The organism is Novacetimonas hansenii, assembly GCF_014843995.1.
Taxonomy (GTDB): domain Bacteria; phylum Pseudomonadota; class Alphaproteobacteria; order Acetobacterales; family Acetobacteraceae; genus Novacetimonas; species Novacetimonas hansenii.
In genome coordinates this window covers 2,554,818-2,579,566 of sequence record NZ_CP062147.1, presented here as the reverse complement: position 1 = coordinate 2,579,566, position 24,749 = coordinate 2,554,818, and the positions used below count along the sequence as shown (strand labels likewise).

The following is a 24,749-nucleotide window of genomic DNA, read 5'->3' as shown; positions in this document are numbered from 1 at the left end:
TTCCTACTCTCCCGCCGGGGCTGAGACGCCACCATGGCGTCTGTTCCGCCAGGCAGTCACATAGAGACGCAATTGCTCCATTTTCAGGTAAATGACCGGCGTGGTGAAAAGGGTGAGCAACTGACTCACCATCAGCCCACCAACAATCGCATACCCCAACGGATGGCGTAGCTCAGACCCCACGCCTGAGCCAATGGCCAGCGGGACAGCACCAAGCATGGCAGCCAGCGTCGTCATAAGGATGGGGCGGAAACGCAGCTTCGCGGCCTGCACGATGGACGCTTCAGATGACATACCCTCAACACGCTCGGCCTCAAGCGCGAAGTCGATCATCATGATTGCGTTTTTCTTGACAATGCCAATCAGCAACACGATGCCGATGATTCCCATGATATCCAGCCCGGCACCGGTGATCCAGAGCATCAGCAAAGCTCCCACGGCAGCGGACGGCAGCGTTGAGAGAATGGTCAGGGGATGGACAAAACTCTCATAGAGCACACCCAGTACGATATAAATTGCTGCAAGCGCCGCAAGAATCAGCCAGACCTCACTGGACATACTGCTCTCGAAAACCTGAGCTGTCCCCTGAAAGGATGTCTGCATGGTTGCTGGCAGACTGAGCTTCCTGCGTGCCTGCTCAATGGCAGAAACGGCCTCTCCGAGTGCATGCCCCCTCGCCACGTTGAAGGAAATCGTAGCAGCAGGAAACTGGCCCACATGGGTTATGAGCATCGAAGCCTTGGCAGGCGTGATTTTGGCAACCGCCGAGAGAGGGACAAGCCCGGATGTCGGCTGCCGTGTGGGGCCTGACGTACTGCTTCCTGTCGTCGCACTCCCAGCCATATAAAGTTGGTCCAGTGATTCCGGGCGGCGCTGGAACTGGGGAAGCGCTTCAAGAATCACGCGGTACTGACTGGACTGCGTATAGATGGTCGAGATCTGACGCTGACCGAATGAGTCATAAAGCAGATTGTCTACGGTCTGCGGCGTAATGGAAAATCGTGCCCCGGTGCTACGGTCCAGTGTGACATCGGTGGCCAGAGCCTGCGCCTGAAGGTCAGATGTGACTTCAGATAATGCGGTGGATTTCTGAAGCTCCTTGACCAGTCTGGGCACCCAGGTTTCGAGGCGTTCCGTGCTCGAATCTTCAATCAGGAACTGATATCGCGTGGCGGACACAGTGGTATCCAGGGTCAGATCCTGTACAGGCTGCACGTAAAGCTGTGTGCCGGGAACCTGCAAGGCTTCCTTCTGAAGACGTCGGCCGATTTGCGCAGCAGTCAGGGTTCTCCTGTCATGTGATTTCAGATTGATCTGAAACCGGCCCCGGTTCAGCGTCGTGTTGTCGCCATCAACACCAATATAGGACGACAGGCTGGCAACATCGGCATCCCTGAGAAGCACGTCTCCCAGACTCTTCTGCAAAGCCTTCATTTCATCAAAAGAAATGGAGGTATCCATCACGGAAATACCCTGCAGAACGCCGGTATCCTGTTCTGGAAACAGCCCTTTGGGGATGATCATCACAAGCCCGGCCGTAACGACGAGCGTCATCGCAAAACAGATCATTGTGAGTGTCTGATGCCGCAGAACACGAGCAAGCCCACGGCCATAGGCACCAATCACACGAGCGATAAGCCGATCCGTCGCTGCGGCCCAGTGCGGTTTGGCCTTGGCATGATCGTGGTCCTTCAGCAGACGGGCGCACAACATGGGTACCAGTGTCAGGGATACAACGGCTGAAATAACGATCGTTACGGCCAGCGTGACAGAGAATTCATAAAAAAGCCTTCCGATCACATCGCTCATAAAAAGCAGCGGGATCAGAACGGCAATGAGGGAGACCGTCAGAGAAATGATTGTGAAGCCAATCTCGCCTGCCCCGTCCACGGCAGCCTTGTAGTGATCATCACCGTTCTCGATATAACGCGCGATATTTTCGATCATGACAATGGCATCATCAACCACAAAACCTGTTGCGATCGTCAGGGACATCAGTGACAGGTTATCAAGGGAAAAGCCCTCGAAATGCATGACGGCAAGTGTTCCCACAATCGACAAGGGAACAGACAATGCCGGGATCAGTGTCGCGAAAGGATCATGCAGAAAGACGAAAATAACACCGACGACCAGAACAAGAGACAGCAGAAGTTCAAATTCGACGTCTGAAACCGATGCCTGAATTGTCGTTGTACGGTCCGTCAACACCTTGATTTTCACGCCAGCAGGCAGATCAGCCTGCAACTGGGAAAGTCGGCTTTTGATCGCGTTGACTGTGCTCAGGATGTTGGCCGAAGGCTGACGTCTGATATTCAGGATGATAGCTGGATCAGCATCGGACCATCCTGCCAGTTCCGTATCTTCCGGCCCTTCCGAAACCGTCGCAATGTCGCGGATACGGATAGGTCCCTTGCTGGTGCTGGACCACCCCACTACCTGATCAAGAAGTTGCTCCGTACTGGAGATCTGCCCCTGAAAATTGATGGTTTTGCTCTGGGACTCTCCGTTGAAACTTCCTGTGGGCGTATTGACGTTGACGTTCCCGATCGTTGTGCGCAACGTATCCATATCCAGCCCGTAGGCGGTCATTTTGGGAATGTTGACGCGGACGCGATACGCTTTTTTGTTTCCCCCCGAAAGCGAAACTTCGCCGACACCTGATATCTGACTGATTTTCTGTTCCAGACGGGTCGCCACATAATCTTCAACTTCAGGAAGAGGCAACGTCGTAGACGTTACACCGAGAATGAGGACTGGCGTATCCGCCGGATTGACCTTCGAATAAATTGGGGGAGCCGGAAGAGAGGATGGCAGAAGCGAGTTGGCTGAATTGATTGCCGCCTGCACTTCCTGTTCAGCAACATCGAGAGACGTTGCGAGCAAGAAACGCAGGGTCACGACCGAAGCCCCGGCAGAAGACTGGGACGTCATCTGCTCAAGGCCGGACATCTGTCCCATTTCCCCTTCAAGCGGCGCTGTCACGGACGTCATCATGACATCCGCGCTGGCTCCCGGATAAAAAGTCCGCACCACAATGGTCGGATAATCGACTTCAGGAAGAGCCGAGAGGAAGGAAACGGTAGCTGATGAGGCCTGCCAGCAGGATGGCAAAAGACAGCAGCGTCGTCGCAACAGGACGATCAATGAAAAGCCGGGACAGATTCATTTTACTGTCTCAGAACCAGACGGGGAAGACGAATTTGCGGGAATGGAGATTTTAGAACCGTCATGCAGGTGATCGACGCCTGAAATGACGACCCTGTTTCCTTCCGTAAGGCCAGACGTCACCACGAGCGTATCATTCTGGCTGGTACCAGTCTTGATGTTCTGAACTTTTACAATGTTATCCGGCCCTGCGACGTAAACATATGATCCATTGGGCCCAGTTTGAACGGCGCTCTCCGGCATCAGCAGCACATTGTGTTCTGTTTTTACAACGAGATGGGCATTTACAAACTGGTTCGGAAAAAGCTCTTCAGTCGTATTGGGAAGAATGGCCCTGAGCTTGATTGTTCCCGTTGAGGTATCCAGTTCACTGTCAAGAGAACTGACTGTGCCTTCAGCAAGCTTCTCCTCATTGGCACTGTCCCATGCTTCGACAGGAAGTTCCTTTTTGCTACGCAAGGTTTTCCAGACAAGACCAAGTTTATCCTGAGGAATAGTGAAAATAACAGAAATGGGAGACATCTGCGCCAATGTCGCCAAACCATTGGTCTGACCAGCACTGACATAATTTCCCCGGTCAACGGCGCGGATACCAATCCTTCCAGAGGTAGGAGCATAAATATGGCAGTATTCAAGATCCAGTCGATAGGTGTCAACCAGTCCTTCATCTGATTTTACGGTTCCTTCCAGTTGCTCGACTTTGTATTTCTGATCCTGAAATGTCTGGGTGTCTACAGCGTCATGCTTCTGCAGTTTCATGTAACGCGCATAATCCATACGCGCCTCTGCCAGTTGCGCCAGGTCAGCTGCCAGCTGTCCTTCGTACTGCTTCAGTTGGGCTTGATAGGGACGCGGATCAATGACTGCCAGCAAATCGCCTTCCCTGACGTCCTGACCTTCGGTAAACAACACCTGTGTGAGGTATCCGGAAATACGTGTCTGAACCGTGACATTCGTAATGGGAATAACGGTTCCCAGTTCCGTAAGGATAACCGGCATATCACCGCGCTTCACTGTTGCGACAGCGACAGGTGTTGCATCTTCATTCTCACCGCCCTTTTTTGAAGGAGCCGTGACATAGTAAAGACCGGTTGCGATACCGGCGACAACAATCCCAGCACCCAGTAACTTCCAACGAGATATTTTTTTCGGTGCATGCACCTCAGGATTGTCCTGATCAGACATGGAGTTTCTACCCTCCTTGTTAGGGTGATTTATGACTTAAGAAGATCTTATTTTTTCTTGAATAGGGAATAGTTTTTCCCAAGAGGAAGTGTTATGCGCACGACAAGGCCGGATGGTTTATTGTCCATAAGCTCAAGTAAGCCATGATGGCGTTCGACAACCTGCTGCACGATGGAAAGGCCCAGTCCCAGCCCCCCGTGACTGGTACGCGCCTGGTCGAGGCGCGTGAAGGGCAGCAACATATTGTCCCGCTCCTGCTCTGGTATTCCCGGGCCATTATCTTTCACAAGAATAACCGCTTTTTCCGAATTGTTTTGCAAAATAACCGATACAGAACCGCCGTATTTCAGGCCATTTTCGATCAGGTTATTGATGGCGCGGGACAGTGCTATCGGTTGACACTGGCAGACCATCTGACCGACGGGAGTATAGGAAACCGGTTTTCCCATATCGGAAAAACCTGAGCAGAGACTTTCGATCAGCGAGTCAAGATCCGTTGTCTCTTCGGGTTCAAGGTCATTTTGATCCTGAAGATACGAAAGTGTTCCGTTCAGCATTCTGGTCATCAGGATGACCTCACGCCGAACAGTGTCGGGACTCAACATCTCTGCGCCGAGTTCCACACGCATCGCCAGACGTGTCAGGGGCGTACGCAGGTCATGTCCGATGCTCATCAGCATACGCGTCCGTTCTTCAACATAACGCACAATACGGGCCTGCATACGATTATAGGCCCGTGCCAGACGCTGGATTTCCAAAGGACCAGTATCTTCCAGAGGCATCGGGGTAATATCCTGCCCGAATGCCTCGACGTGCTCGGCCAGAAAGGAAAGCGGCCGGTTGATTCTCCTGACAGACCAGACGGAAAGAGCAACCACCATAAGAAATACGGATGCAAAGGCGACAATCAAAGGCATCGTCAGACGCATGATCTGCGGCCAGTGAAAATTGACCCCGTCATGCGCCTGAACGGCATAATAGCCATTATTGATGACCAGAGTGCTTGTCGTCATACCCGAACTGTCGGCCGCGCAGCTATAGGCCTCGACGATGAATTCAGGATGTTTGCCCTGCAGAATTCGACGCAGGTCTTCTGTAGGCATACGGGTTGGAATCGTTTTGCACGATGCTCGTTCCCCGACGACGAACCTGAGATCCGGCGTAGAAATCATTTGCGCGAGCTTTTTTCTTTCAGGCTCGGGCACGTGCTGCAATGCTGTCAGGCCGGTTTCAATGGCAAGACTGTTTGGCCAGGGACCATCAGGCAAAGGCGGAATATAAGGCCGAAAGGCGACGAGCAGGAACATGATGACTGAAATGGTCGTTGCCATGCACAGGATCACGATCGTCACCATCTGCGTTGAGATGCTACGAGGCCACAGAATAGTCTTGCTCATCGGGCCGGAAATCCGCCTTTTGGTTTCTGGAGATGGGGTTGAAAAACGTAACCTTCGCCACGGACTGTCCGGATCAGTTCTAGCTGGCCACCCTCTTCAGCCAGCTTACGGCGCAATCTGCTGATGATCAGGTCAATTGCCCGCGGATCGATTTCGTCAGCATCCCCCTTGAGGGCTGCAACCAATGTGCTTCTCGCCATGGCCTTGTCGGGATTCTGGCAAAATTCCTGAAGGAGTTTTGTTTCCGCGCCCGTCAGGGTAACGCGAACACCCTTCTGGCTATAAAGAATGCTTTTCCTGGGAAGGAAGCGCCAGTTTCCAAAACAGTATTCCTGTGGTGCTCCGGCATTTTGGTTCCGACGAAACACCGCACAGATCCGTGCCTCAAGTTCGCGGGGATCGAAAGGTTTTGCGATGTAATCATCAGCACCAAGATTAAGACCCACAATCCTGTCGTCTACTTCTGATAACGCGCTGATAATCAGAAGAGGAAGAGCCGTGTTTTTCTTGATGTACCGGCAGAGAAATTTTCCGTCTTCCTTGGGCAGCATCAGATCAAGGAGAACCATATCAACAGCTTGTTCATGCAATACAGCCTGGAGACCAGAAAGATCCTCAGCCGCATAAATGATGTAGCCTTTCTGCGACAGGAAATGCTTTAGAAGAGATAGAATTTCAAGATCATCTTCAACGATCAGGATATGCAATGGCCGTGCGGATAGTGATGTCCCGCTCGTCTCAGTTTTGCATTGTGACCGATCCGACACCTGAGATATTTTCCTCTGTGCTACGTAGTGATGACGATAGCCAGATAGTGACACAAAAATGGAAATTATGAAGGTAGGATAATTATTTATGTCATTTTGACATATAGAGACCGGAATGCTTATTCTTTAGCACTACAGTTGCATTTTGTGTTGATTTCTGAATCTATGGGTAACCATGATTCAGGATATGATGAGTGGCGGTGCGTCTATTGAAGAGACGCTGGAATTATGGGCGTCCGGGCTTAGGGCAGCCAAAGAGCGGATCGTGCCGTTGTTTACGCAGAAGCGAGTTGCGGCTTCTGCGTGTGTCTTCCTTGACGTTCTGATTGGTAATGAACCACGCAAGACGGGATGGATGCGAGCGGAAGCCGCGGGAGATCCTGGTCCATGGCGGCAGCAGGCGCTTCTGGGGCGCGGGCATTGGGATGCCGATGCCCTTCGTGATGTCGTCAGGGATTATGTGATCGAGCATCTGGGCACTGAAGATGGCGTGCTGGTCATCGATGAGACCGGTTTTCTGAAGAAAGGTCAGGCGTCCTGCGGTGTGGGGCGGCAGTATACGGGCTCTGCCGGCAAGATCACGAACTGCCAGATTGGTGTATTTGCCACCTATGTATCGGCGCGGGGCCATGCCTTTGTTGACCGCGCCCTGTATCTTCCAAAAGACTGGACATCGAGCCGTGAGCGCCTGAAGCAGGCCCACGTTCCTGATGACGTGGTGTTTGCAACCAAACCGGCGTTAGCCTCGATGATGATTGAGCTGAGTATTGAGGCCGGTGTGCCCTTCCGCTGGGTTGCAGCAGACAGCGTGTATGGCGTCGGCGATGTGGAACGCACGCTTAGCCGGGCAGGAATTGGATATGTCCTTGGGGTCAGAGGCAATCACTGGTTCGGGTCATGGGCGACAGGCCCGCTGATTGCAGGAGAAGCCAAAGATATTGCCGCAAATCTTCCAGAGCAGGACTGGCACCGTCTGTCCGCGGGACACGGCACAAAAGGTGAGAGGCTGTATGACTGGGCGTATCTTCCGCTTGCCGATCTGGATGCTGAAGAATTTGACTGCCCTATAGCCGGATCATGGACACGTGGCCTGTTGATCCGCCGGAACATCGCCGATGGAGACCTTGCCTGTTTTACGACATGGTGTCCGAAAGGAACAACCATGCAGGAACTCGTGAACGTTGAAGGCACGCGCTGGAGAATCGAAGAATGTTTCGAGACGGCCAAAAACGAATTCGGTCTTGATCATAACGAAACCCGTTCCTGGCATGGCTGGCATCGGCATGTCTCTCTGGTCATGCTCGCCTATGCCGTCATGGCCAGTGTCCGTTACCAGGCAAACTCACTGAAATCGAAAAAAACACTGCACCGGACACGATAGTCCTTGTCCGCTGGTCCATACAGGAAATCAGGCGTCTCGTCGTAAAACTCTCACAACGCAGACTGCCCGTAGCCCACATCCTCAGATGGTCTGTCTTTCGACGAACACATCAGGCCACTGCTATCCGCGCTCACTCACAACACAAAATGCAACTGTAGTGCTAGGCGCTGGATCGTGGAGCGCACCATCGCCTGGTTGAACCGCTGCCGACGCCTGAGCAAGGATTGGGAGTGTCTCAATCACAATGCGCTGGCTTTCCTTCAATGGGCATCGGTCCGTTTGATGGTCAGAACGCTTAAAAACAATGTTCTTGGACAGATGCTTAGGGAAAAATTATTTCTCTTATTGTGCAGGAGGGATGGAAAATCTGTCTATCAAATTAAAATCAAAGGGTAAATACCAGACATTCAAAGCGAGATAAACTATGATCCCCAAAGCATTTATTGTTAAGATCATCATTGGTGATTAAGTGATAAAAATAGCATTCAGGTCAGCAAGTGTCACGAGAAAATTTCAGCGAACTACTTTCTTTTCTGGCGGTTGCCCAAGAACGGAGCTTTACAAAGGCGGCGGCCCGCAGAGGTGTTACGCCCTCTGCAATAAGCCACACCATGCGTCTTCTGGAAGAGCGACTGGGCGTCACCCTTCTGACGAGAACAACACGGCGTGTCGTTCCCACGCCTGCGGGAGACTATCTGCTGCAAAATATTCAGCCGCTTTTCGACGAAATCGAGAACCGGATGGCCAGCCTTGATGAATTCCGCAAATGTCCCAGAGGCAATCTGCGGATCACCGTAACAGATGAATCTCTGGGCTTCTTTCTTCGACCTCGCATTGCAGATTTTCTAAAGAACTACCCAGAAATCTCCCTTGAGATCTCAACGGATCTGCGCCTGATTGATATTGTGGATGAGGGCTTCGACGCTGGCGTGCGCCTTGGAGAACTGGTGACACAGGGGATGATTTCAGTGCCTGTATCGCCTGACATCCAATTTGCAGTTGTTGGGGCTCCGACCTATTTCAAAAGCCATGCCCTCCCCAAAGCCCCGGCCAGTTTGCAAGAGCACAACTGTATCGGGGTTCGCCTGCCAACCCATGGAAAGATTTATCCCTGGCGTTTCAGACAGAAGGGAAAAGACCTGAAGTTTCAGCCTGTCGGCCAATTTGTATGCAATAATGTATTCGGTGCACGAGATGCCGGCCTGGACGGCATTGGCCTCGCCTACATCCCTAAAATTGTTGCAGAGGAACACATCCAGAATGGCAAACTGATATCAGTTCTGGAACCCTTCTGTCCGACGCATCTGGGGTTTCATCTCTTCTACCCCCGACACCATCGCCATTCGATGCCTCTGTCGCTGTTCGTCGAGGAAATGAAAGTAAAATGAGAAAGCCTGTCTTCGAAAATACAGGCTTTCTCGGGCGATGGTTTAACCGCCGATAAGAGGAAACTGTTTGAGCATTTCCTGCAGGTTTAGCGCATCCCAGGGCATGTGCTCGGCAATCGTCATACCGACCACTTCTTTTTCGGTCGTCACTTCCTGAATGAGTTTCATAACATCAGGAATATTGAGTTTTCCCTCGGCAACGTCTCCAAAATCATGCTTGCCCCGACCCGGTTTTGCAAACAGTAAAGAACGGAAGTTGTGCGGATCCAGCACATCCAGATCCAGATGAATGGCAAGCACTTCGATCTGACTGTCTTTTAGCCATTCCATGACCGGCTGTGCGCCATCACGCACCTGCTGGGGTGAACATGTCCGCAATCCATGATCCGCAATGAACTGGGCTTCGAACGGAAGTGGATCGTGGATGCCCGCAATCATCACATTCTTTGCAGGAACCGGCCTTGTCACTGCTTTCGTCAGGTCGGGGTCGCCATGGCCTAACAGAGCCCCCAGAACGTGTGCATGTGCGTTCGTATACTGCTTTGGGGTCTGAACGTCTGGATGGGTATCAATCCAGAGCACCCCCAGCCTGTCACCATAACGTTCTGAAAGCCACGAAAAAGGCACGAGCGAGACAAGACAGTCCCCACCCAGAACCGCCAGTGACTTTGGTTGATGGCGTTCAATGATTTTCCGGGCTTCCTGAATCTGTTTCAGCAGGACACTGCGTCCACGCATTTCATCCTCGACTGGCAAAGGAACGTCAGTCGGAGCGTCAACCGGAACTTCCTCAACAGGGCCAGCAGAAGGAGGAGCCAGCCAGGCCAGAAGTTTTGATCCAAGATAATAGGGGGGATTATCGCCGCCCTGCCACTGAGGGAAAATGAGTCTCAAAGTTTGGGAATTCTGATCCGTCATGGAAGACCTCCTGTCAGGTAAGTGCATGCGGTCTGTCTCGGCACCGATCAGACAACTCGCCATCACGCCAGATGTGAGGGCAATTATCTTTCTTCTTTCGTAAAAAATCCGAGATTTTCCGAACCACTTCATACACTAGAGTATTTCATGAGAGGGATAGAATTAATAGTTATTCATTGCTGAAATTTACTCACAAACATTTTGATAAAAAACTCTATAGTCATGCAAACCCTTCGATTTTAAGACAGGAAAATCTCTAAAAAAGGCCAAGGCTGTATCCACATCGTATGGATTGGTCCTATCTGAGTTCATATGGAAATGGGCGCCATAAATGAATATAATTACTTTATATTCAGAAAATAATACATTAATTTTTGTTTGTGTTATTGGTGTAAAATGTTGGGGTATATTTTGCAACATGAAATTTCAGAAAAAAGGCTCCCATCATGCAGCATTTGATTGCTCGGAAGCTTTCACCTGCTCGCCAGAGACTGGCCGTCCTGTCTCTGGCGTTGGGATCATTTGCGTCCGTCACCACCGAATTTCTTCCCGTAGGTATCCTGCCTGATATTTCGAGAACATTTTCTGTAACTCCTGGAACGGCAGGGCTTACCATGACCGTTCCGGGCATGATGGCAGCGCTTTCTGCTCCTGGGGTTATGCTTTTTTCAGGGCGTACGGATCGTCGCAGGATTATTTTATGGCTCTCCCTTATTCTGCTGGCAGGTTGCCTTATTGCCACCCTGGCACCGACATTTGCAGTGATGCTGCTCAGTCGGGCACTGGTCGGTATCAGTCTTGGCGCATTCTGGGCGATGGGCCTTTCTGTTGCAGTAGAACTCGTTGCCAAGCAAAAAGCGCATAAGGCAGCCGCGGCTGTTTTCGCAGGGGTCACAGCAGCCATGATCCTGGGGGTTCCAATGGGATCTCTTGTGGCAGAATACTCTTCCTGGCGCGGTGCATTCGTGGCTGCCGCAATCATTGCCATTGCCGCTTTACTTATGCAGTGGAGAATGCTTCCAACTATTCCAGCGGAAAGCCATGTGCGGTTTACTGACTTCAAAGCATTCGTCAGGCTACCCGAAGCACGGAAAAGTATCGTTATGATTGCCGCTGTTTTTGCGGCACATTTCGCATCTTATACTTACCTGACCCCTCTCATCCACGAAGCAGGCATTCCTTCGGCGGCTGTGACGGTCTTGTTATTGGCTTATGGTGCTATCGGGTTTGCTTCTAACCTCGTGGCCAGCCGCTTTCTGGAAAATAATCTCAAAGCAACGCTTTTTGTCTCGAAAATATCGCTGGCAATACCTTTTCTGCTCCTGCCGGTGCTGCTGATCTTTCCGAAGTTTGAAACGGTGCTCATTCTTCTCTGGGCAATCGCCTGGTGAGCTCTGCCACTGTGCCTGAATACCTGGCACCGCAGTATCGAGACCGAGCATTCGGAAGCTGCAGCCGCCATGTTTACCTTTACCGCACAGGTTGCCATTGCGGTTGGTTCAAGTCTTGGAGGTACGATAGTCGATCATTTCGGGCTGAAAGCCAATTTCTGGATGAGCGCTCTGATTGTCATTCTGAGCGCTTTCTATCTGGTTACCCACAGAAAAGCAGAGTGATTTTGTGAGTGCCTTTCGCTGAGACAAAATACGAGACTAAGAGAAAAAACTCAAAAATTATGAAAATGATCGTCGCAGATCACCTGTTATTATCAAACGTTTTTCTGCATGAGCGAAACATCATGAAGTCTTTGGTTTGCGCGTATTTTGGGGCAATTCCTTCAATGATTATTGAGGAACGTCCTAAGTCTTTGCCTCGGTCAGGTTATACTTTGATCAAAATGCATGCCGCGACGGTCAATCAACTTTCCGGGCAAATTCGTCGAGGTCTTTTCAACAAGGCCAAGGCGTCTTTCGTTCTGAGCACTGACGGCGCAGGTACGACATGTCGTCCTGCGCTTCCCGTCGCACCGACGGCGAGAACATTCAGCTTGGTTGCTGTCATGAACTCGCTCGTTATTGTGTGAAACGTCGGCGCTCAAAACGCCGCCAGCAATATTTGTCAGCGACCGACCATGGCCTGAAGCTGTGCCGGGTAACGATCGCCTTCGATCTGGATTGCTGCGGCTGCATTCTCGATCCGTGTTACGTCGTCCGCCGTCAGGGCAATATTGGCAGCACCGAGATTTTCCTTAAGGCGGTTCAGCCTTGTGGTACCCGGGATCGGCACGATCCAGGGCTTTTTCGCCAACAGCCATGCCAACGCGATCTGGGCCGGCGTCGCGTCTTTCTCGATGCCGATCTGCTTCAACAGATCGACAAGTGCCTGATTGTGCGCCATCGCTTCTGGCGTGAAGCGCGGGAGCATGGCGCGAAAATCGCCCTGACCGAGCTTCGTATCCTTGCTCATCGCGCCAGTGAGAAAGCCCTTACCGAGCGGACTATAGGGAACAAGGCCAATGCCAAGCTCCTCGCACAACTCCAAAATACCGTTTGTTTCGACGCCTCGCGTCCACAGCGAATATTCATTTTGTAGGGCGGCAATCGGCTGAACCGCATGGGCACGCCGAGCAGTTGCGGCACTTGGTTCAGACATGCCGAAATGTTTGACTTTCCCGGCGGCAATCAATTCCTTGACTGCTCCCGCCACATCCTCGATCGGCACATCAGGATCGACACGGTGCTGATAGAACAGGTCAATCTGCTCAATTCCGAGCCGCTTCAATGACGCGTCGGCGACCTGTTTAATATGCTCGGGACGGCTGTTCAAACCTGCCATTTTGCCGTCAACGATGTTAAAGCCGAACTTGGTCGCGATCACGACCCGTTCACGGACCGGACGCAAGGCATCGCCGACCATTTTTTCATTCGTGAAGGGGCCATAAACCTCGGCTGTATCAAAAAAAGTTACTCCAAGGTCGACCGCTTGACGAATTAGGATGATGCCATCGTCCTTGCTCAGCTTATGGCCATAACTGAAATCCAGTCCCATGCAGCCATACCCAAGAGCGGAGACTTCAAGACCTGTTTGTCCGAGAATACGTTTTTGCATGGTGAGACTCCCTGTTGTTCGTCTTTATGTAGTTGTCGAGTATTTAGAGAAAGTAGGTCGGTAGTCTGGGCGTGTAGGGTGCTTCCAGTTCTGCGACCTCTTCATTGGTCAGCTTGAGCCCAAGTGCTGCGACCGCATCTTCAAGGTGTTTTGGCTTTGTCGCGCCGATGATCGGTGACGTGACGCGTGGGTTGTGGAACACCCAGGCCATCGCAACGGTTGCCATCGACACTCCATGAACGCCAGCGATCTTCTGGAGGATATCAATGATGGCCTTGTCACTTTCAAGAAAAAGCGGGCGTCCGGCAAAATCCGTGACCGGATTGTCCTTGGCCCGCGTCGTGCTTTTCTCGCCCCAGGGTCTGGTGAGCAGACCGGCTGCAAGCGGGCTCCAGGGCATTGAGCCCACGCCCTGATCCGCAATAAGAGGGAACATCTCGCGTTCTTCCTCTCTCTGGACCAGATTATACTGGTGCTGCATCGAGATGAAGCGCGTCCAGCCATTGAGGCTGGCAGTATATTGCATTTTTGAAAACTGCCATGCCCACATGGATGAAGCACCGATGTAGCGAACTTTTCCCGCCTTCACGATGTCATGAAGCGCTTCCATCGTCTCTTCGACCGGAGTGTTCGGGTCAAAGCGATGAATCTGATAGAGATCGATGTAGTCGGTGCCGAGGCGCTTTAATGAGGCGTCGATCTGTTCCATCACTGCCTTGCGCGACAGACCTGCGCCGCCAGGGCCATCGCCCATCGGGCCGAAGAGCTTGGTCGCCAGCACAATGTCGTCGCGCCGTGCCAGTCTGGCGAGCATCCGGCCGGTAATTTCTTCGGACGTTCCCTTGCCATAGACGTTTGCCGTGTCCCAGAAGGTGATTCCGAGATCCAGCGCCAGCCGGAAGATTGGTTCCGCGTCTGTCTCACTGAGTGACCATCCGCCAGAAAAACCACCACTCCCGAAGCTCATGCATCCCAGAGTAAGGGGACTGACTTTCAGGCCGGATTTACCAAGACGCACATAATCCATCTTCATTCCCCATTTCTGATGCCACGGGCCATCGAGTAACGCGTTGCCAGTTCAAGCAATGTCAGGTTGATGGAAATGATACATGTTCAGGCGTGATGCGATTAGTCACCGGATTCTGCATGATATCATATCAGGATTTCATGAATAATGTTTTTCTAGAGCAGATCCTGTCTGAATGCGTGCATTCAAACAGGTGACGATGCTCGTAAAAACAATAAACCGGGGCATCTTCATCGAACCGGTTTTCGGTGGAAATGCTCTGGGAGCGCAGGCACCGCAATTCATGAATTGGCGATATAACGGCAATCTGATTATGCCGTCTTGTTTGGACGGCCCGTCTCTGACTAATCAATGGTGATACGACCGGTATCATGTGAGGCAATATCCCGACGTGAAATAAAGCCGGTTATTCAGGTTTCTGGCCGATCTGACAGTGCGTCTGGTTGGATGGTCACATAAATAACGCGCGAGGATTCCGATGAGCACTTCCGTCAAGGCCGTTGGCACACAAGCTGCTGATCAACCGCTTGCAATCATGCCGATCACGCGCCGGGATCTGCTTCCGGACGATGTCAGGATAGAGATACTCTATTGTGGGATCTGTCATTCTGATCTCCACCAGATCAGGAACGATTTCGGGATGGCACACTATCCCCTGGTGCCAGGACATGAAATCGTCGGACGCGTTACGGCCACAGGCAGTGCGGTCACACGCTTCAAGGTCGGTGACATGGCAGCGGTTGGCTGCATCGTGGATTCATGTGGTACCTGCTCTCCCTGCCGACACGATCTGGAACAATGCTGTGAAGCGGGCGTGACATTCTCTTTCAACTCCCCCGACGAACACCTTGGCGGGATGACATATGGGGGGTTTTCGCAAAGCTATGTGTCTAAGGAGCACTATACTTTGCGTATGCCCGATACGCTGGACCCCGCTGCCGCAGCCCCGCTGCTCTGTGCGGGGATTACAGTATATTCCCCGCTGAAACACTGGAACGCGGGAGCCGGCAAGGTCGTTGGCATCATAGGGATTGGCGGCTTGGGCCATGTTGCCATCAGGATCGCCAGGGCAATGGGGGCGCATGTCGTGGTGTTCACGACATCACCAGAAAAGATGGAGGACGCGAGAAGGCTGGGGGCTCATGATGCAGTTCTATCGACCGATCCCGAGCAGATGAAACGTTTCGCGTCCAGGGTTGATATGCTGCTCGACACGGTCTCCGCGAAGCACGACGTTAACATGTATCTGCAGCTACTCGCGATCGATGGGAGCCTGGTGCTTGTAGGCCTTCCTCCCGAACCGCTGGAAGTTGGTGCGTTCAATGTCGTTGTGGGACGCCGCAGTTTTTCCGGCTCCAATATCGGTGGCATTGCGGAGACGCAGGAAATGCTGGAATTCTGCGCGGAACATCAGATTACGGCCGATATTGAACTCATCCGCGCAGATGAGATCAATGCAGCGCTTGAACGGCTGGAACGTAATGATGTGCGCTATCGCTTCGTCGTTGACATGTCGACCCTGAATTGATCGATAAAAACACCTTTACTTTCAGTAAAAATAGAACTGGTGGAGAGAGGAGGCTTCACCAGTTCTCCCGCGTCATTCATGAATAAACGGAACGTATCCTGATCTTGAACAAAATTATGCCCTTAAAGACCAGCGCCGCTGCACCAGAATGCAGGTCCAGTCGTGAGGCTCGCTGGTGGACGCTGGGGGTGCTGAGCCTCTTGATGGGCTTTGCATCGATCTCGACGGATATTTACCTGCCGGCCATGCCGGCCATGGGTCAGGCTCTGCTGGCCTCTCCCGGAGCAGTTGAGTGGACCGTGTCCGGCTATCTGGTCGGGTTCAGCCTTGGACAGCTTTTCTGGGGGCCTGTGAGTGACCGTTACGGGCGGCGCATGCCGGTTGCAACCGGGATCATGATCTTCATCATCGGTTCTGTCCTGTGTGCTTGTGCCGGAAGTATCGGCAGCCTGATCGTATGGCGGGTTGTTCAGGCTCTCGGGGCCTCTGCAGGGGTGGTGCTGTCTCGTGCGATGGTACGGGACCTGTATGAAGGTCATCACGCAGTCCGCATGTTATCAACGCTGATTACCGTTATGGCCATTGCTCCGCTACTTGGACCGATCGTGGGGGCGCAGATCCTGTCGATCGGTGGCTGGCGGGCGGTCTTTGGCGTGCTGGCTGTTGTCGGGATTGCAACGCTTGCAGCGATTTTCACTCTGCCCGAGACACTGCTGTCCACCAGACGCCACCACGAACCACTCTCGCGCGCATTCCTGCGCTATGGCGAACTTCTGACGACCCCACGTCTTCTGGCTTATACGGGCGCGGGAGCATTTTTTTATGGCGGCATGTTCGCCTATGTCGCGGGAACGCCGTTCGCCTATATTTCTTTCTATCATGTGCTGCCGCGTTATTATGGTCTGCTGTTCGGTGCCGGTATCCTTGGAATCATGGCGACGAACATGCTCAATGCCCGACTGGCGCACAGGATCGGCAGCGACCGCATGCTCCGGTTTGGCACGTTTCAGGCTGCGGCAGCCGGCATACTGGTGGCGCTCGCCGCGTGGGGCGGCTACGGAGGGTTATGGGGACTGGTTGTTCCGCTTTTCATCTTTGCCTCGGCGACCGGTTTTATTGTTGCCAATTCGATTTCTGGCGCTCTTAACGTTTCTCCTGAGCGATCGGGATCGGTATCAGCGTTTGTGGGAGCAGCGCAGTATGGGAGCGGCATCCTCGGCTCCGGTCTGATCGGTGTATTCGCTGATGGCACACCATGGCCTATGGGCTGGGTGGTTGCATTAACAGGAGTTGGTAGTTTTCTGTGCGCGCTTGCATTGTTACTTCATTATGGTGGAAGCCGCGGACAAAAGGACTGACTGTAAATGTTCAGGACGGATAGAATGGAAAAATTTACCTGAAATTCTTTCTGCATATCCGTCCTGATGTCATAAAGATCAGAACGCGGTACCACGTAGAATGACCGGCACGATTGTCGTGAAATTCTTTACGTCGTCCATGACCGCTGGTGTATGCGGAGAGGCAAGAGCGGCCTGGAGCGCGCTTTCTCCTTCAAAGACACATTCGCAGATCGCATGATTGCCATTTGGCGTCGGACTTGGAAAAAATGCCGTCGCCGAGATCAGGCCCAATGGCTTCCATACGCTGTTTACCAGCGGAATATGATGGGTCGTGTAATAGTCACGATCAAACGAGGCATCAGCGCTCGCAGGGTAGGTCACGAAGAGTGTTATCATGTCCACTTCTCTCTTTTTCACTCACGGGATTAGGTATGTTGGTCCCGTTAACGCATCAATGTGACATAAAACTCTACGCTCACAAGAGGCCCGCTGCGCAACTGTCCTCTTCCTCATTATAATTTTTTAGATTGCATTACAGGTCGAGTTTTATGCCTTCAGGACTTCAGCGACGATACTGTTCGTTGCTGACATGCTCCATCCAGTCCGAAGATTTACCGTCTTTCGATTCAGTGATGGCGATATGGGTCATCGCGCATTCCGGCGATGCACCATGCCAATGCTTCTCTTCTGGTTCAAACCAGACGATATCACCGGGGCGTACATCTTCGATCGGTCCGCCCTCACGCTGAACCCAGCCGAAACCTTCAGTGATGAGGAGAGTCTGGCCGAGCGGATGTGCGTGCCAGGCCGTGCGTGCGACCGGCTCAAAAGTGACGGTTGCGCAGGAAAGTGCACCACTGCCGGTAAAGGGCGCATCGACCCGGACTGTGCCAGTAAACCATTCGGCTGATCCTTTAACGGAGGGTTTGAAACCAGGACGACGGATATCCATAAATATCCTCCTTCAAAGAGGGCCTGACGGGCAAAACACACCCCAACAGGTTTGTCAGACATCAAAGCATGAGGCCATTTCCATGATTAGATGCTAGGGTCAGCTTGATCTTATGCTTGGAGTTCATAAATGCGTCGCGAGGAACTGGTCGATCTCAATGCGTTCATGACGGTTGCGGAAGAACAGAGCTTTACACGGGCGGCTGCGAAACTTGGTACGTCCCAATCCACGCTGAGCCATACGATCCGCCGACTGGAAACTCGTCTGAATGTCAGGCTTCTCACCCGCACGACGCGTCGGGTCTCTCCTACGGAAGCCGGCGAGCGCCTGCTCACAGCGCTGGTCCCCGCTCTCGATACGATCAGCAGTGAAATCGCCTCCCTCAGCGAACTTTCTGAAAAACCGTCGGGGACAGTCCGGATCACGACCTCGGAACATGCGGCCAATACGTTGCTGTGGCCAGCACTCAGCAAGCTTCTGCCCAAGTATCCCGATCTGCATGTTGAACTGGCGGTCGATTCCAGTCTGACCGATATTGTTGCCGAGCGCTTCGATGCCGGCGTGCGTCTTGAGGAAACAATCGCCCGCGACATGATTGCCGTTCCCATCGGACCGCCGTTGCGTATGGCCGTCGTCGGGGCACCGTCCTATTTCGAACGGCATCCTGTCCCAAGAAAGCCACAGGACTTATCCCATCATACCTGTATCAATCTGCGTCTTCCGACCTCTGGCGGTGTTTATGCGTGGGAGCTGGAAAAGGGGAAACGTGCGCTGCGCGTGCGTGTGGATGGGCAACTGACGTTCAATAATGTGCCAATGATCCGACAGGCCGCGCTGGGTGGATTTGGACTGGCCTGCATCATGGAGGACCAGAGCGCGCCTTATCTGGCAGACGGGCGTCTGGTCCGTGTGCTGGAGGACTGGTGCCCCCCATTCCCCGGCTATCATCTGTATTACCCCAGCAGACGACAGTCTTCCGCCGCCTTCCGGCTGGTTGTTGAGGCCTTACGCTATCGCGGATAAAGCCGACATTTACTCAGGACAGCCCTTTTCCACATCATACTGTAACCACAAAACACCGTTCTCACGGTTTTCAACGTGTTTCAGGCGCAAGGCCTGTCCGTTCGCAGGTTCTTCATATTTGGCGCCAATCCAGTCAAAGCTGCTGGTGACACCGCAGAGTCCGTCAATGCCCGGATAAATCATGAGACTGGTCATCGTTGATGACGCCTGCCTTCAGGAAAGCCCCATTGATTTGATCGCCTCCTTCAAGCAGGAGCTTATTACGTCCAAATATCTTCCCCAGAACCTCGACAGCTTTCCGGGTGTCATGTCCGTCTGTACCGGCGAAGTAGGAAGATCCCCCACGTTTCTGAAGCATGCGCAGATAGTTGTCTGTCACTGCCTCGCCAGGCACGGCGACAATGGCATCCCCATCGATGAGAGATTGGTATCAGCCATCCGCCAGAGCCACTTCCAGGGCCGCTGCTGCCGTGTCGTTCAGGATATCCGCCTGTTCACGGGAGAATATGAGGGGCGGGCGGATTTTCAGGACATTCCCGGCCGGGCCGGAAGAGCTGATGAGCACGCCGCGGGCGCGCATTTCATTGACCACCCGCGAGGCGATGGCCTCATTCGCCAGTTCGGCGCCAATGAAAAGTCCTGCTCCGCGAACATCATGAATGCCTGGGTGCCGGGCCAGTTGTGTCCGCAGGTAGGCACCCACGGTGCTGGCGTTTTCCATGAGGTTCTCGTCCTGGATCACGCCCAGTGTTGCCATGGCGGCGGCCATGGCGACCGGGTTGCCGCCAAACGTATTGAAATAACGGATGCTGGAGCCAAAATTCTGGATCACGTCCGGCTGGCATACAAGCCCTGCAACCGGATATCCGTTGCCCATGGGCTTGCCCATCGAGACCATGTCCGGCGTGATGCTATGGCGTTCAAAACCCCACATATGGCTGCCAGTGCGCCCGAAACCGGGTTGCACTTCATCGGCCAGGAACAGCCCGCCCGCTTCATGGATTGCCTCAACCGCCGGAGCGAGGAACCCGGCGGGATCAGAAAATATTCCATCCGAGGAGAAGATCGTATCCACCACCAGCAGGGCAGGCCGGATACCATGGCGTTGCAGGTCCGCGATGGCGGATCTGACACCTGCGGCAAAATCTGTGCCTGCCACAGGGGCGGGCACCGTGCGTACATGCGTCCCGAGATTGACGCTTTTGCCCAGAGAGGGAGAAATCTCGGCTGTTGTGGAGGTCACGCCATGGTAGGCATTTTCGGTTATGATCAGCCCGTCGCCGCCGGTGACATGGCGGGCAATCCGGATGGCCAGGTCGTTGGCCTCGCTGCCCGAGCACGTAAATGTTGCCTGCGCGGGGAAGGGAAAGGTCGCGAGCAGGGCATCCGCATAATCCACGATGGTATCATGCAGGTAACGTGTATGCGTGTTCAGCCGTTCCGTCTGGGCCACGATGGCGGCCACAATGCGCGGGTGGCAGTGCCCGGCGGGGACAACATTGTTATAGGCATCCAGAAAGCGGCGGCCATGCACGTCAGTCAGCCATGCCCCCCGGCCTGATGCAAGGTGCAGCGGTTCATCATAGAACAGCCGGTAAGACGGACTGAGCAACTGATGGCGGCGTTCAAGAAGGGGCTGCGTCATGGGGTATCCAGTCTGGGATGGAAAATTGAAACAGGCAGGCGGGGGCATGTGGGTAGCAGCGGCCTGTGGATGGCGGAAAGGGCCGGAAGGCACGAACCGTGAGGCAGGCCATGTCCCCACGGAACGGGATCATGAACCCGAAGATGTGGATAAGGGGCGGTCTGTCCAGTTTTCCTTGATCACAATGTATTCCTGCTCCGCATGATGCTGCACCTTCTGCGGCCGCTGGCAGTTGCCGGCCAGAAACACGATGGCCGTGTTGGCAACAAGGCCGATCAGGCCGGGATTGATGCCGAGCGTATCTATCCCGCTCAGGTACAGCCCGCACCCCACGGCATCCCCCAGTATGATCCCGGCGCACAACGCCCGGGGTCTGGCGCGGATTGACAGGATTGCCAGAAGGAAGCAGGGCAGCAACTGTGTTACACCAAAATACGTCATGTTATACAGGTGGGAAACCAGTGTTGGCACCATGGTCGCCAGAATCATGGAGATAATAATATAAAGCATGATGACCATCTGCGATGTGGTTTTCTGGTGTTTTTCCGGCAGGCCCGGCACAAGGTTGCGCGCCACCAGCGACCCGATGACAAGGCACGTGCCAGAAAGCACCACCAGCGCGGACAGGGCAGCCCCGCCGGCCACAATCCCGATCATGGCGGGCGGCAGGAGGGTTTTTACCGTCTCGATAAAGGCATCATTGGGGGACGTGAGTGCCAGGTGATGATATTTTGCATAAAAGGCGATCAGCATCATGAACGGAAAGATCACCATGTAAAGCGGCATGAAGATCTGTGCCCGCATGACGGTCCGTGCGCTGCGTGCCGTCATGAGGTAAGCGCAGCTCAGTGGAAAGATGGGCAGGCCAATGGCCTGGAAAAACATCGTGGACATGGCAAAGCTTTCCTGCCGACCGCTGATCCCCGTATTGTGCAGCTCATCCGTGCCGATCTGGAACAGGGTGGCCGGATTGTCTGTCTTGAGCAGCGCCATGACGATCGTGCCGATAATGAACAGCACGAGCAGATCCTTCATGACCGAGACATAAGCGGAGGCCCGGATGCCGGAAATGGCGATATACAGGAAAACGATCCCGCCCGCGGTCAGCATGAGCAGCCAGCGCGAGGAGACGATGTTCAGCCCTGACAGCACAAGGGTCAGGCCGGAAAACTGGATGGTCGCCCACGGGATCATGAACAATATGATGTTGAAGGCAACGGTAATTTCAAGCGCGCGGCTGTTGAACACCTTGCGGAAAATGTCTGGCACCGTCGCGGCGTTGGTATTGCGCGCGAGCTGCCAGATGCGTGGGGTCAGGAAATAGCCGACAGGATAGGCCAGGAGCACATAGGACAGGAACCATGACGCGAACGGGTAGCCGGAATGATAGATGCCCCCGGGGAAGGCGGTCATCATGCCGATACTGTAGGTCTCGCCAATGCCGAGGAAGAAGATGAATATCGAACCAAAGGACCGTGAGGCCGTCAGGTAGTCCTTGATGTTCTGCGCACCGGCACGCCGCTTTGAAATGATCGCCACGATGATCGACGCGGTGAGGATAAGAATGAAGAAGATGATTGCCATTAATATGCTCCCGGCGTGCCAGACAGAAGGTCTTTTATTTCAACATATTCTGTAAAGGGTAGCTTTTGGTCTGCCCTGTTTTGGTCTGCCCTGTATTGGCGGCAGTGGTAATTTCAGGTCTGCCTTCAGGTGCTGATGGGGATGCCTGTAGATGGTTCTGGAACTGCTCGAGAAAGATACGTTCACTATTGCTGTAACGACCGTCACGGTTCCACAGCAGGAATATCCCCGATGTAGTGATGCCCGAGGCCGGTGGCAGGCGCCACAGCCTGCCTGCATCTACCCATGGCTGTGCGATATGTTCAGGCAGGCACCCGATTCCGTAATTCGCAACAATCATGCGAGTGATTTCCTGGATGGAGTACGATGTGCCCGAGATCCACCCGCTGAAATCCATCTCGTTGCGAAAGATGGTGATGTTGGAGAGAAGCCCGTCAATCCTGTCCGCTTCAGAGCGGACAAAATTCTCCTGCGCCAGTTCCCGCAGGGAAATGTCACTCTTGCCAAAAAAGCGGTGGGGCCGACCGCAGTACAGGCCATAGGACTGCTCCATGATCAGTGAGCGCCCGATGCGGGGCAGGGGGCGCGGGCAGAGCCCTATGCCAATATTGGCCGTTTTCTTCTGGAGGGAGCTTAGGATGTCCTCGCTGCGTATGCAGATGATTTCAAGCGATATGCGCGGAAAGCGTTCATGAAAGTTGGCCAGGAACGTGTCATACGTGACGGATTCAATACTGCTGAGCGTAAGCAGGCGGATATGGCCGCCTACTTCTTCCGTCCCGGATTCGATCTCGTTGCTGATCGCCTTGATCGAGCCATAGATATCGGATGCCAGACGCAGCACTTTCTCGCCATGGCTGGAAAGTGTAAAGCGGCTTCCGTTACGGACAATAAGGGCATAACCGATCTGCTTTTCCAGCCGCCGCAGGGCCTGGCTGACGGCTGACTGCGTCAGGCGCAGGCTGCTGGCCGCGCGTGTTATGTTACCTTCATGCGCGATGGCGATGAACGTGCGCAGCAGGTTCCAGTCCAGCCGGTCGATCAGTTGTTCACTTTTCCTGGGGATGTCATGGCCCGTTTCGGCCTTTCGGTTCACAGGGTCGGGCATGGACGGAAAAGAGAGCATGGTCATGGGGATACAGCCTGATTTCAGTTTTCAGGGTACGGGGTTTCATAAACCTAACCTGCCGCATTGCATGAGGCTCGTTTGCGATTTCATGGCGCTGGGCGCCGGATATTGCACCAGACCTGCAGCGGTATTGCTGACAGGGCACAGAGCATCAAAACGTTACATATACATAATGATTTACCCGAAAGCATGATGTCAATTAATCATTTGGCCTGCCCATCATTATTTCTGTTTCTGGCCATCACATGCGGATGAGAATGCGATGCGGCAGAGTCTGGACAGATGAAGGATGATTTGCAAGGGTATTAAAGTATATATTCTCTATAAATAACGAATATATTTCACAAGGCATGCAGTTAATGGGCATTATTATCAATTTTAATGTCTATTTATCGTTTTCATATCGAAAGGTTCGTGTAATCATCTATGCCATAGTAGGAAAAATGATACGGCTGCGTCCGTTCGCCCTGTGTGCATCTTTATGTTTTCCGGAGGCTTGCCTGTGACCCTTCCATCCGAATCCTTCTCCGCAAATGAGTGGAAAGCACGTTGTGAACTTGCTGCGCTTTACAGGCTGATTGCCTATTTCCGCATGACGGACCTGATCGACACCCATATATCCATGGCCATTCCGGGTGATCCGGGGCATTTCCTCATCAACCGCTACGGCAAGGTTTTCGAGCAGATGTGCGCCAGCGATCTGGTGCGGATTGATAAATTCGGCCATGTGAAGGACCTGCAGCTTGAGCAGTCCAATGTGAATGCGGCGGGCTTTGTCATCCATTCTGCCATTCATCAGGCCCGGCCTGACCTGAAATGCATCATCCATACCCATACGCCCCACGGGGCAGGGGTCTCGGCGCAGGAGGAAGGGTTGCTGCCCATCAGCCAGCATGCCCTGAAATTTTATGGCTGCCTGTCCTATCACGGGTATGAGGGGATTGCGCTGCGGGCCGAGGAAAAGGAGCGCCTGATTGCCGACCTTGGCACCAATAATGCCATGATCCTGCGCAACCACGGCTTGCTGGTGGGGGGGCGGCATGTGGCGCATGCCTTCCACGAAATCTATTTCCTTGAACGTGCATGCCAGATACAGATCCATGCCCTTGCCGGAGGCAGGCAGCTCTCCTACCCGCCGGAGGAAGTCCGGCTGCGCACGGCGGAGCAGTTCCAGCGTGATGAAGCTGAAGAAATCATCCAGCGTGCCTGGACAGCGGCCCTTAGCCTGATTGCGGATGAAAAAGATTCATACTGTTCATAATGCGACAAGTG

21 protein-coding genes and 2 pseudogenes are annotated in these 24,749 nt (G+C 53.4%); 10 read left to right on the top strand and 13 right to left on the bottom strand.

The window, feature by feature from the left end; translation table 11 throughout:
• Positions 1-3: 3 nt before the first annotated feature.
• From IFJ82_RS11265 to IFJ82_RS11250, 4 genes and pseudogenes are all read right to left on the bottom strand, one after another.
• Positions 4-3,166: pseudogene (locus IFJ82_RS11265) on the bottom strand (efflux RND transporter permease subunit).
• Complete coding sequence (locus IFJ82_RS11260) at positions 3,163-4,350, bottom strand: efflux RND transporter periplasmic adaptor subunit (protein ID WP_192264632.1); 1,188 nt, start codon at positions 4,348-4,350, stop codon at positions 3,163-3,165. Before IFJ82_RS11260 ends, IFJ82_RS11265 begins: the two are co-directional and overlap by 4 nt.
• A 47-nt stretch (positions 4,351-4,397) precedes the next feature.
• Entirely contained in the window at positions 4,398-5,747 is a 1,350-nt protein-coding gene (locus IFJ82_RS11255; protein WP_192264630.1) for an ATP-binding protein, read from the bottom strand.
• Positions 5,744-6,514, bottom strand: coding sequence for a response regulator transcription factor (locus tag IFJ82_RS11250; RefSeq protein ID WP_192264628.1), 771 nt, complete (start codon positions 6,512-6,514; stop codon positions 5,744-5,746). The genes IFJ82_RS11255 and IFJ82_RS11250 overlap by 4 nt, the downstream gene beginning before the upstream one ends.
• Positions 6,515-6,689: 175 nt before the next feature.
• Here IFJ82_RS11250 and IFJ82_RS11245 point away from each other — a divergent pair, with 175 nt between their 5' ends.
• The 3 genes and pseudogenes from IFJ82_RS11245 to IFJ82_RS11235 all read left to right on the top strand — a co-directional run bounded on the left by IFJ82_RS11245 (position 6,690) and on the right by IFJ82_RS11235 (position 9,283).
• Positions 6,690-7,895 carry an IS701 family transposase gene (locus IFJ82_RS11245; protein ID WP_192264626.1) on the top strand — a complete coding sequence of 402 codons (1,206 nt, stop codon included), beginning with the start codon at positions 6,690-6,692 and terminating at the stop codon, positions 7,893-7,895.
• A 162-nt stretch (positions 7,896-8,057) separates the two neighbouring features.
• Positions 8,058-8,198, top strand: a pseudogene (locus IFJ82_RS11240) (transposase); the annotation flags it as partial.
• Between the two features lie 194 nt (positions 8,199-8,392).
• Complete coding sequence (locus tag IFJ82_RS11235) at positions 8,393-9,283, top strand: LysR family transcriptional regulator (protein ID WP_075623913.1); 891 nt, start codon at positions 8,393-8,395, stop codon at positions 9,281-9,283.
• A gap of 42 nt (positions 9,284-9,325) precedes the next feature.
• On the opposite strand, the gene IFJ82_RS11230 is transcribed toward IFJ82_RS11235, so the two are convergent.
• Positions 9,326-10,201 (bottom strand): arginase family protein, encoded by an 876-nt coding sequence (locus IFJ82_RS11230; protein ID WP_192264624.1) that lies wholly within the window; start codon positions 10,199-10,201, stop codon positions 9,326-9,328.
• 446 nt (positions 10,202-10,647) lie between these two features.
• On the opposite strand from IFJ82_RS11230, the gene IFJ82_RS11225 reads away from it, so the two are divergent.
• The 3 genes from IFJ82_RS11225 (at position 10,648) to IFJ82_RS11215 (ending at position 12,224) form a co-directional block, all read left to right on the top strand.
• Positions 10,648-11,592 (top strand): MFS transporter, encoded by a 945-nt coding sequence (locus IFJ82_RS11225; protein ID WP_192264622.1) that lies wholly within the window; start codon positions 10,648-10,650, stop codon positions 11,590-11,592.
• Positions 11,593-11,661: 69 nt separating this feature from the next.
• Complete coding sequence (locus IFJ82_RS11220; protein WP_155116143.1) at positions 11,662-11,817, top strand: hypothetical protein; 156 nt, start codon at positions 11,662-11,664, stop codon at positions 11,815-11,817.
• Positions 11,818-11,876: 59 nt separating this feature from the next.
• On the top strand, positions 11,877-12,224 hold the full coding sequence (locus tag IFJ82_RS11215) for a zinc-binding alcohol dehydrogenase family protein (RefSeq protein WP_192264620.1): 348 nt from the start codon (positions 11,877-11,879) through the stop codon (positions 12,222-12,224).
• 35 nt (positions 12,225-12,259) lie between these two features.
• On the opposite strand, the gene IFJ82_RS11210 is transcribed toward IFJ82_RS11215, so the two are convergent.
• Together IFJ82_RS11210 and IFJ82_RS11205 are read right to left on the bottom strand one after the other, a co-directional pair.
• Positions 12,260-13,249, bottom strand: a complete 990-nt coding sequence (locus tag IFJ82_RS11210; RefSeq protein ID WP_192264618.1) for an aldo/keto reductase — start codon at positions 13,247-13,249, stop codon at positions 12,260-12,262.
• A gap of 43 nt (positions 13,250-13,292) precedes the next feature.
• Positions 13,293-14,276, bottom strand: coding sequence for an aldo/keto reductase (locus tag IFJ82_RS11205; RefSeq protein ID WP_192264616.1), 984 nt, complete (start codon positions 14,274-14,276; stop codon positions 13,293-13,295).
• A 478-nt stretch (positions 14,277-14,754) separates the two neighbouring features.
• Here IFJ82_RS11205 and IFJ82_RS11200 point away from each other — a divergent pair, with 478 nt between their 5' ends.
• Positions 14,755-15,804: an NAD(P)-dependent alcohol dehydrogenase gene (locus tag IFJ82_RS11200; protein ID WP_192264614.1), complete on the top strand. Its 1,050-nt coding sequence runs from the start codon at positions 14,755-14,757 to the stop codon at positions 15,802-15,804.
• A gap of 116 nt (positions 15,805-15,920) precedes the next feature.
• The gene (locus tag IFJ82_RS11195) at positions 15,921-17,162 is read left to right on the top strand and encodes a multidrug effflux MFS transporter (RefSeq protein ID WP_192264612.1); all 1,242 of its coding nucleotides are present in this window, start codon (positions 15,921-15,923) and stop codon (positions 17,160-17,162) included.
• A gap of 78 nt (positions 17,163-17,240) precedes the next feature.
• On the opposite strand, the gene IFJ82_RS11190 is transcribed toward IFJ82_RS11195, so the two are convergent.
• Together IFJ82_RS11190 and IFJ82_RS11185 are read right to left on the bottom strand one after the other, a co-directional pair.
• Positions 17,241-17,525 carry an EthD family reductase gene (locus tag IFJ82_RS11190; protein ID WP_081254434.1) on the bottom strand — a complete coding sequence of 95 codons (285 nt, stop codon included), beginning with the start codon at positions 17,523-17,525 and terminating at the stop codon, positions 17,241-17,243.
• A gap of 181 nt (positions 17,526-17,706) precedes the next feature.
• Positions 17,707-18,096 carry a (R)-mandelonitrile lyase gene (locus tag IFJ82_RS11185; RefSeq protein WP_192264610.1) on the bottom strand — a complete coding sequence of 130 codons (390 nt, stop codon included), beginning with the start codon at positions 18,094-18,096 and terminating at the stop codon, positions 17,707-17,709.
• 129 nt (positions 18,097-18,225) lie between these two features.
• On the opposite strand from IFJ82_RS11185, the gene IFJ82_RS11180 reads away from it, so the two are divergent.
• Positions 18,226-19,119 carry a LysR family transcriptional regulator gene (locus IFJ82_RS11180; protein ID WP_062809342.1) on the top strand — a complete coding sequence of 298 codons (894 nt, stop codon included), beginning with the start codon at positions 18,226-18,228 and terminating at the stop codon, positions 19,117-19,119.
• Between the two features lie 9 nt (positions 19,120-19,128).
• Here IFJ82_RS11180 and IFJ82_RS11175 read toward each other — a convergent pair whose 3' ends face one another.
• From IFJ82_RS11175 to IFJ82_RS11160, 4 genes are all read right to left on the bottom strand, one after another.
• Positions 19,129-19,314 carry a hypothetical protein gene (locus tag IFJ82_RS11175; protein WP_192264609.1) on the bottom strand — a complete coding sequence of 62 codons (186 nt, stop codon included), beginning with the start codon at positions 19,312-19,314 and terminating at the stop codon, positions 19,129-19,131.
• Between the two features lie 235 nt (positions 19,315-19,549).
• Positions 19,550-20,764 carry an aspartate aminotransferase family protein gene (locus tag IFJ82_RS11170; protein ID WP_192264607.1) on the bottom strand — a complete coding sequence of 405 codons (1,215 nt, stop codon included), beginning with the start codon at positions 20,762-20,764 and terminating at the stop codon, positions 19,550-19,552.
• A 129-nt stretch (positions 20,765-20,893) separates the two neighbouring features.
• Complete coding sequence (locus tag IFJ82_RS11165; protein WP_192264605.1) at positions 20,894-22,348, bottom strand: sodium:solute symporter family protein; 1,455 nt, start codon at positions 22,346-22,348, stop codon at positions 20,894-20,896.
• Positions 22,349-22,382: 34 nt separating this feature from the next.
• Positions 22,383-23,480 (bottom strand): LysR family transcriptional regulator, encoded by a 1,098-nt coding sequence (locus tag IFJ82_RS11160; RefSeq protein WP_196760700.1) that lies wholly within the window; start codon positions 23,478-23,480, stop codon positions 22,383-22,385.
• 499 nt (positions 23,481-23,979) lie between these two features.
• On the opposite strand from IFJ82_RS11160, the gene IFJ82_RS11155 reads away from it, so the two are divergent.
• Positions 23,980-24,738, top strand: a complete 759-nt coding sequence (locus IFJ82_RS11155; protein ID WP_247067176.1) for a class II aldolase/adducin family protein — start codon at positions 23,980-23,982, stop codon at positions 24,736-24,738.
• The last annotated feature ends 11 nt before the right edge of the window (positions 24,739-24,749 follow it).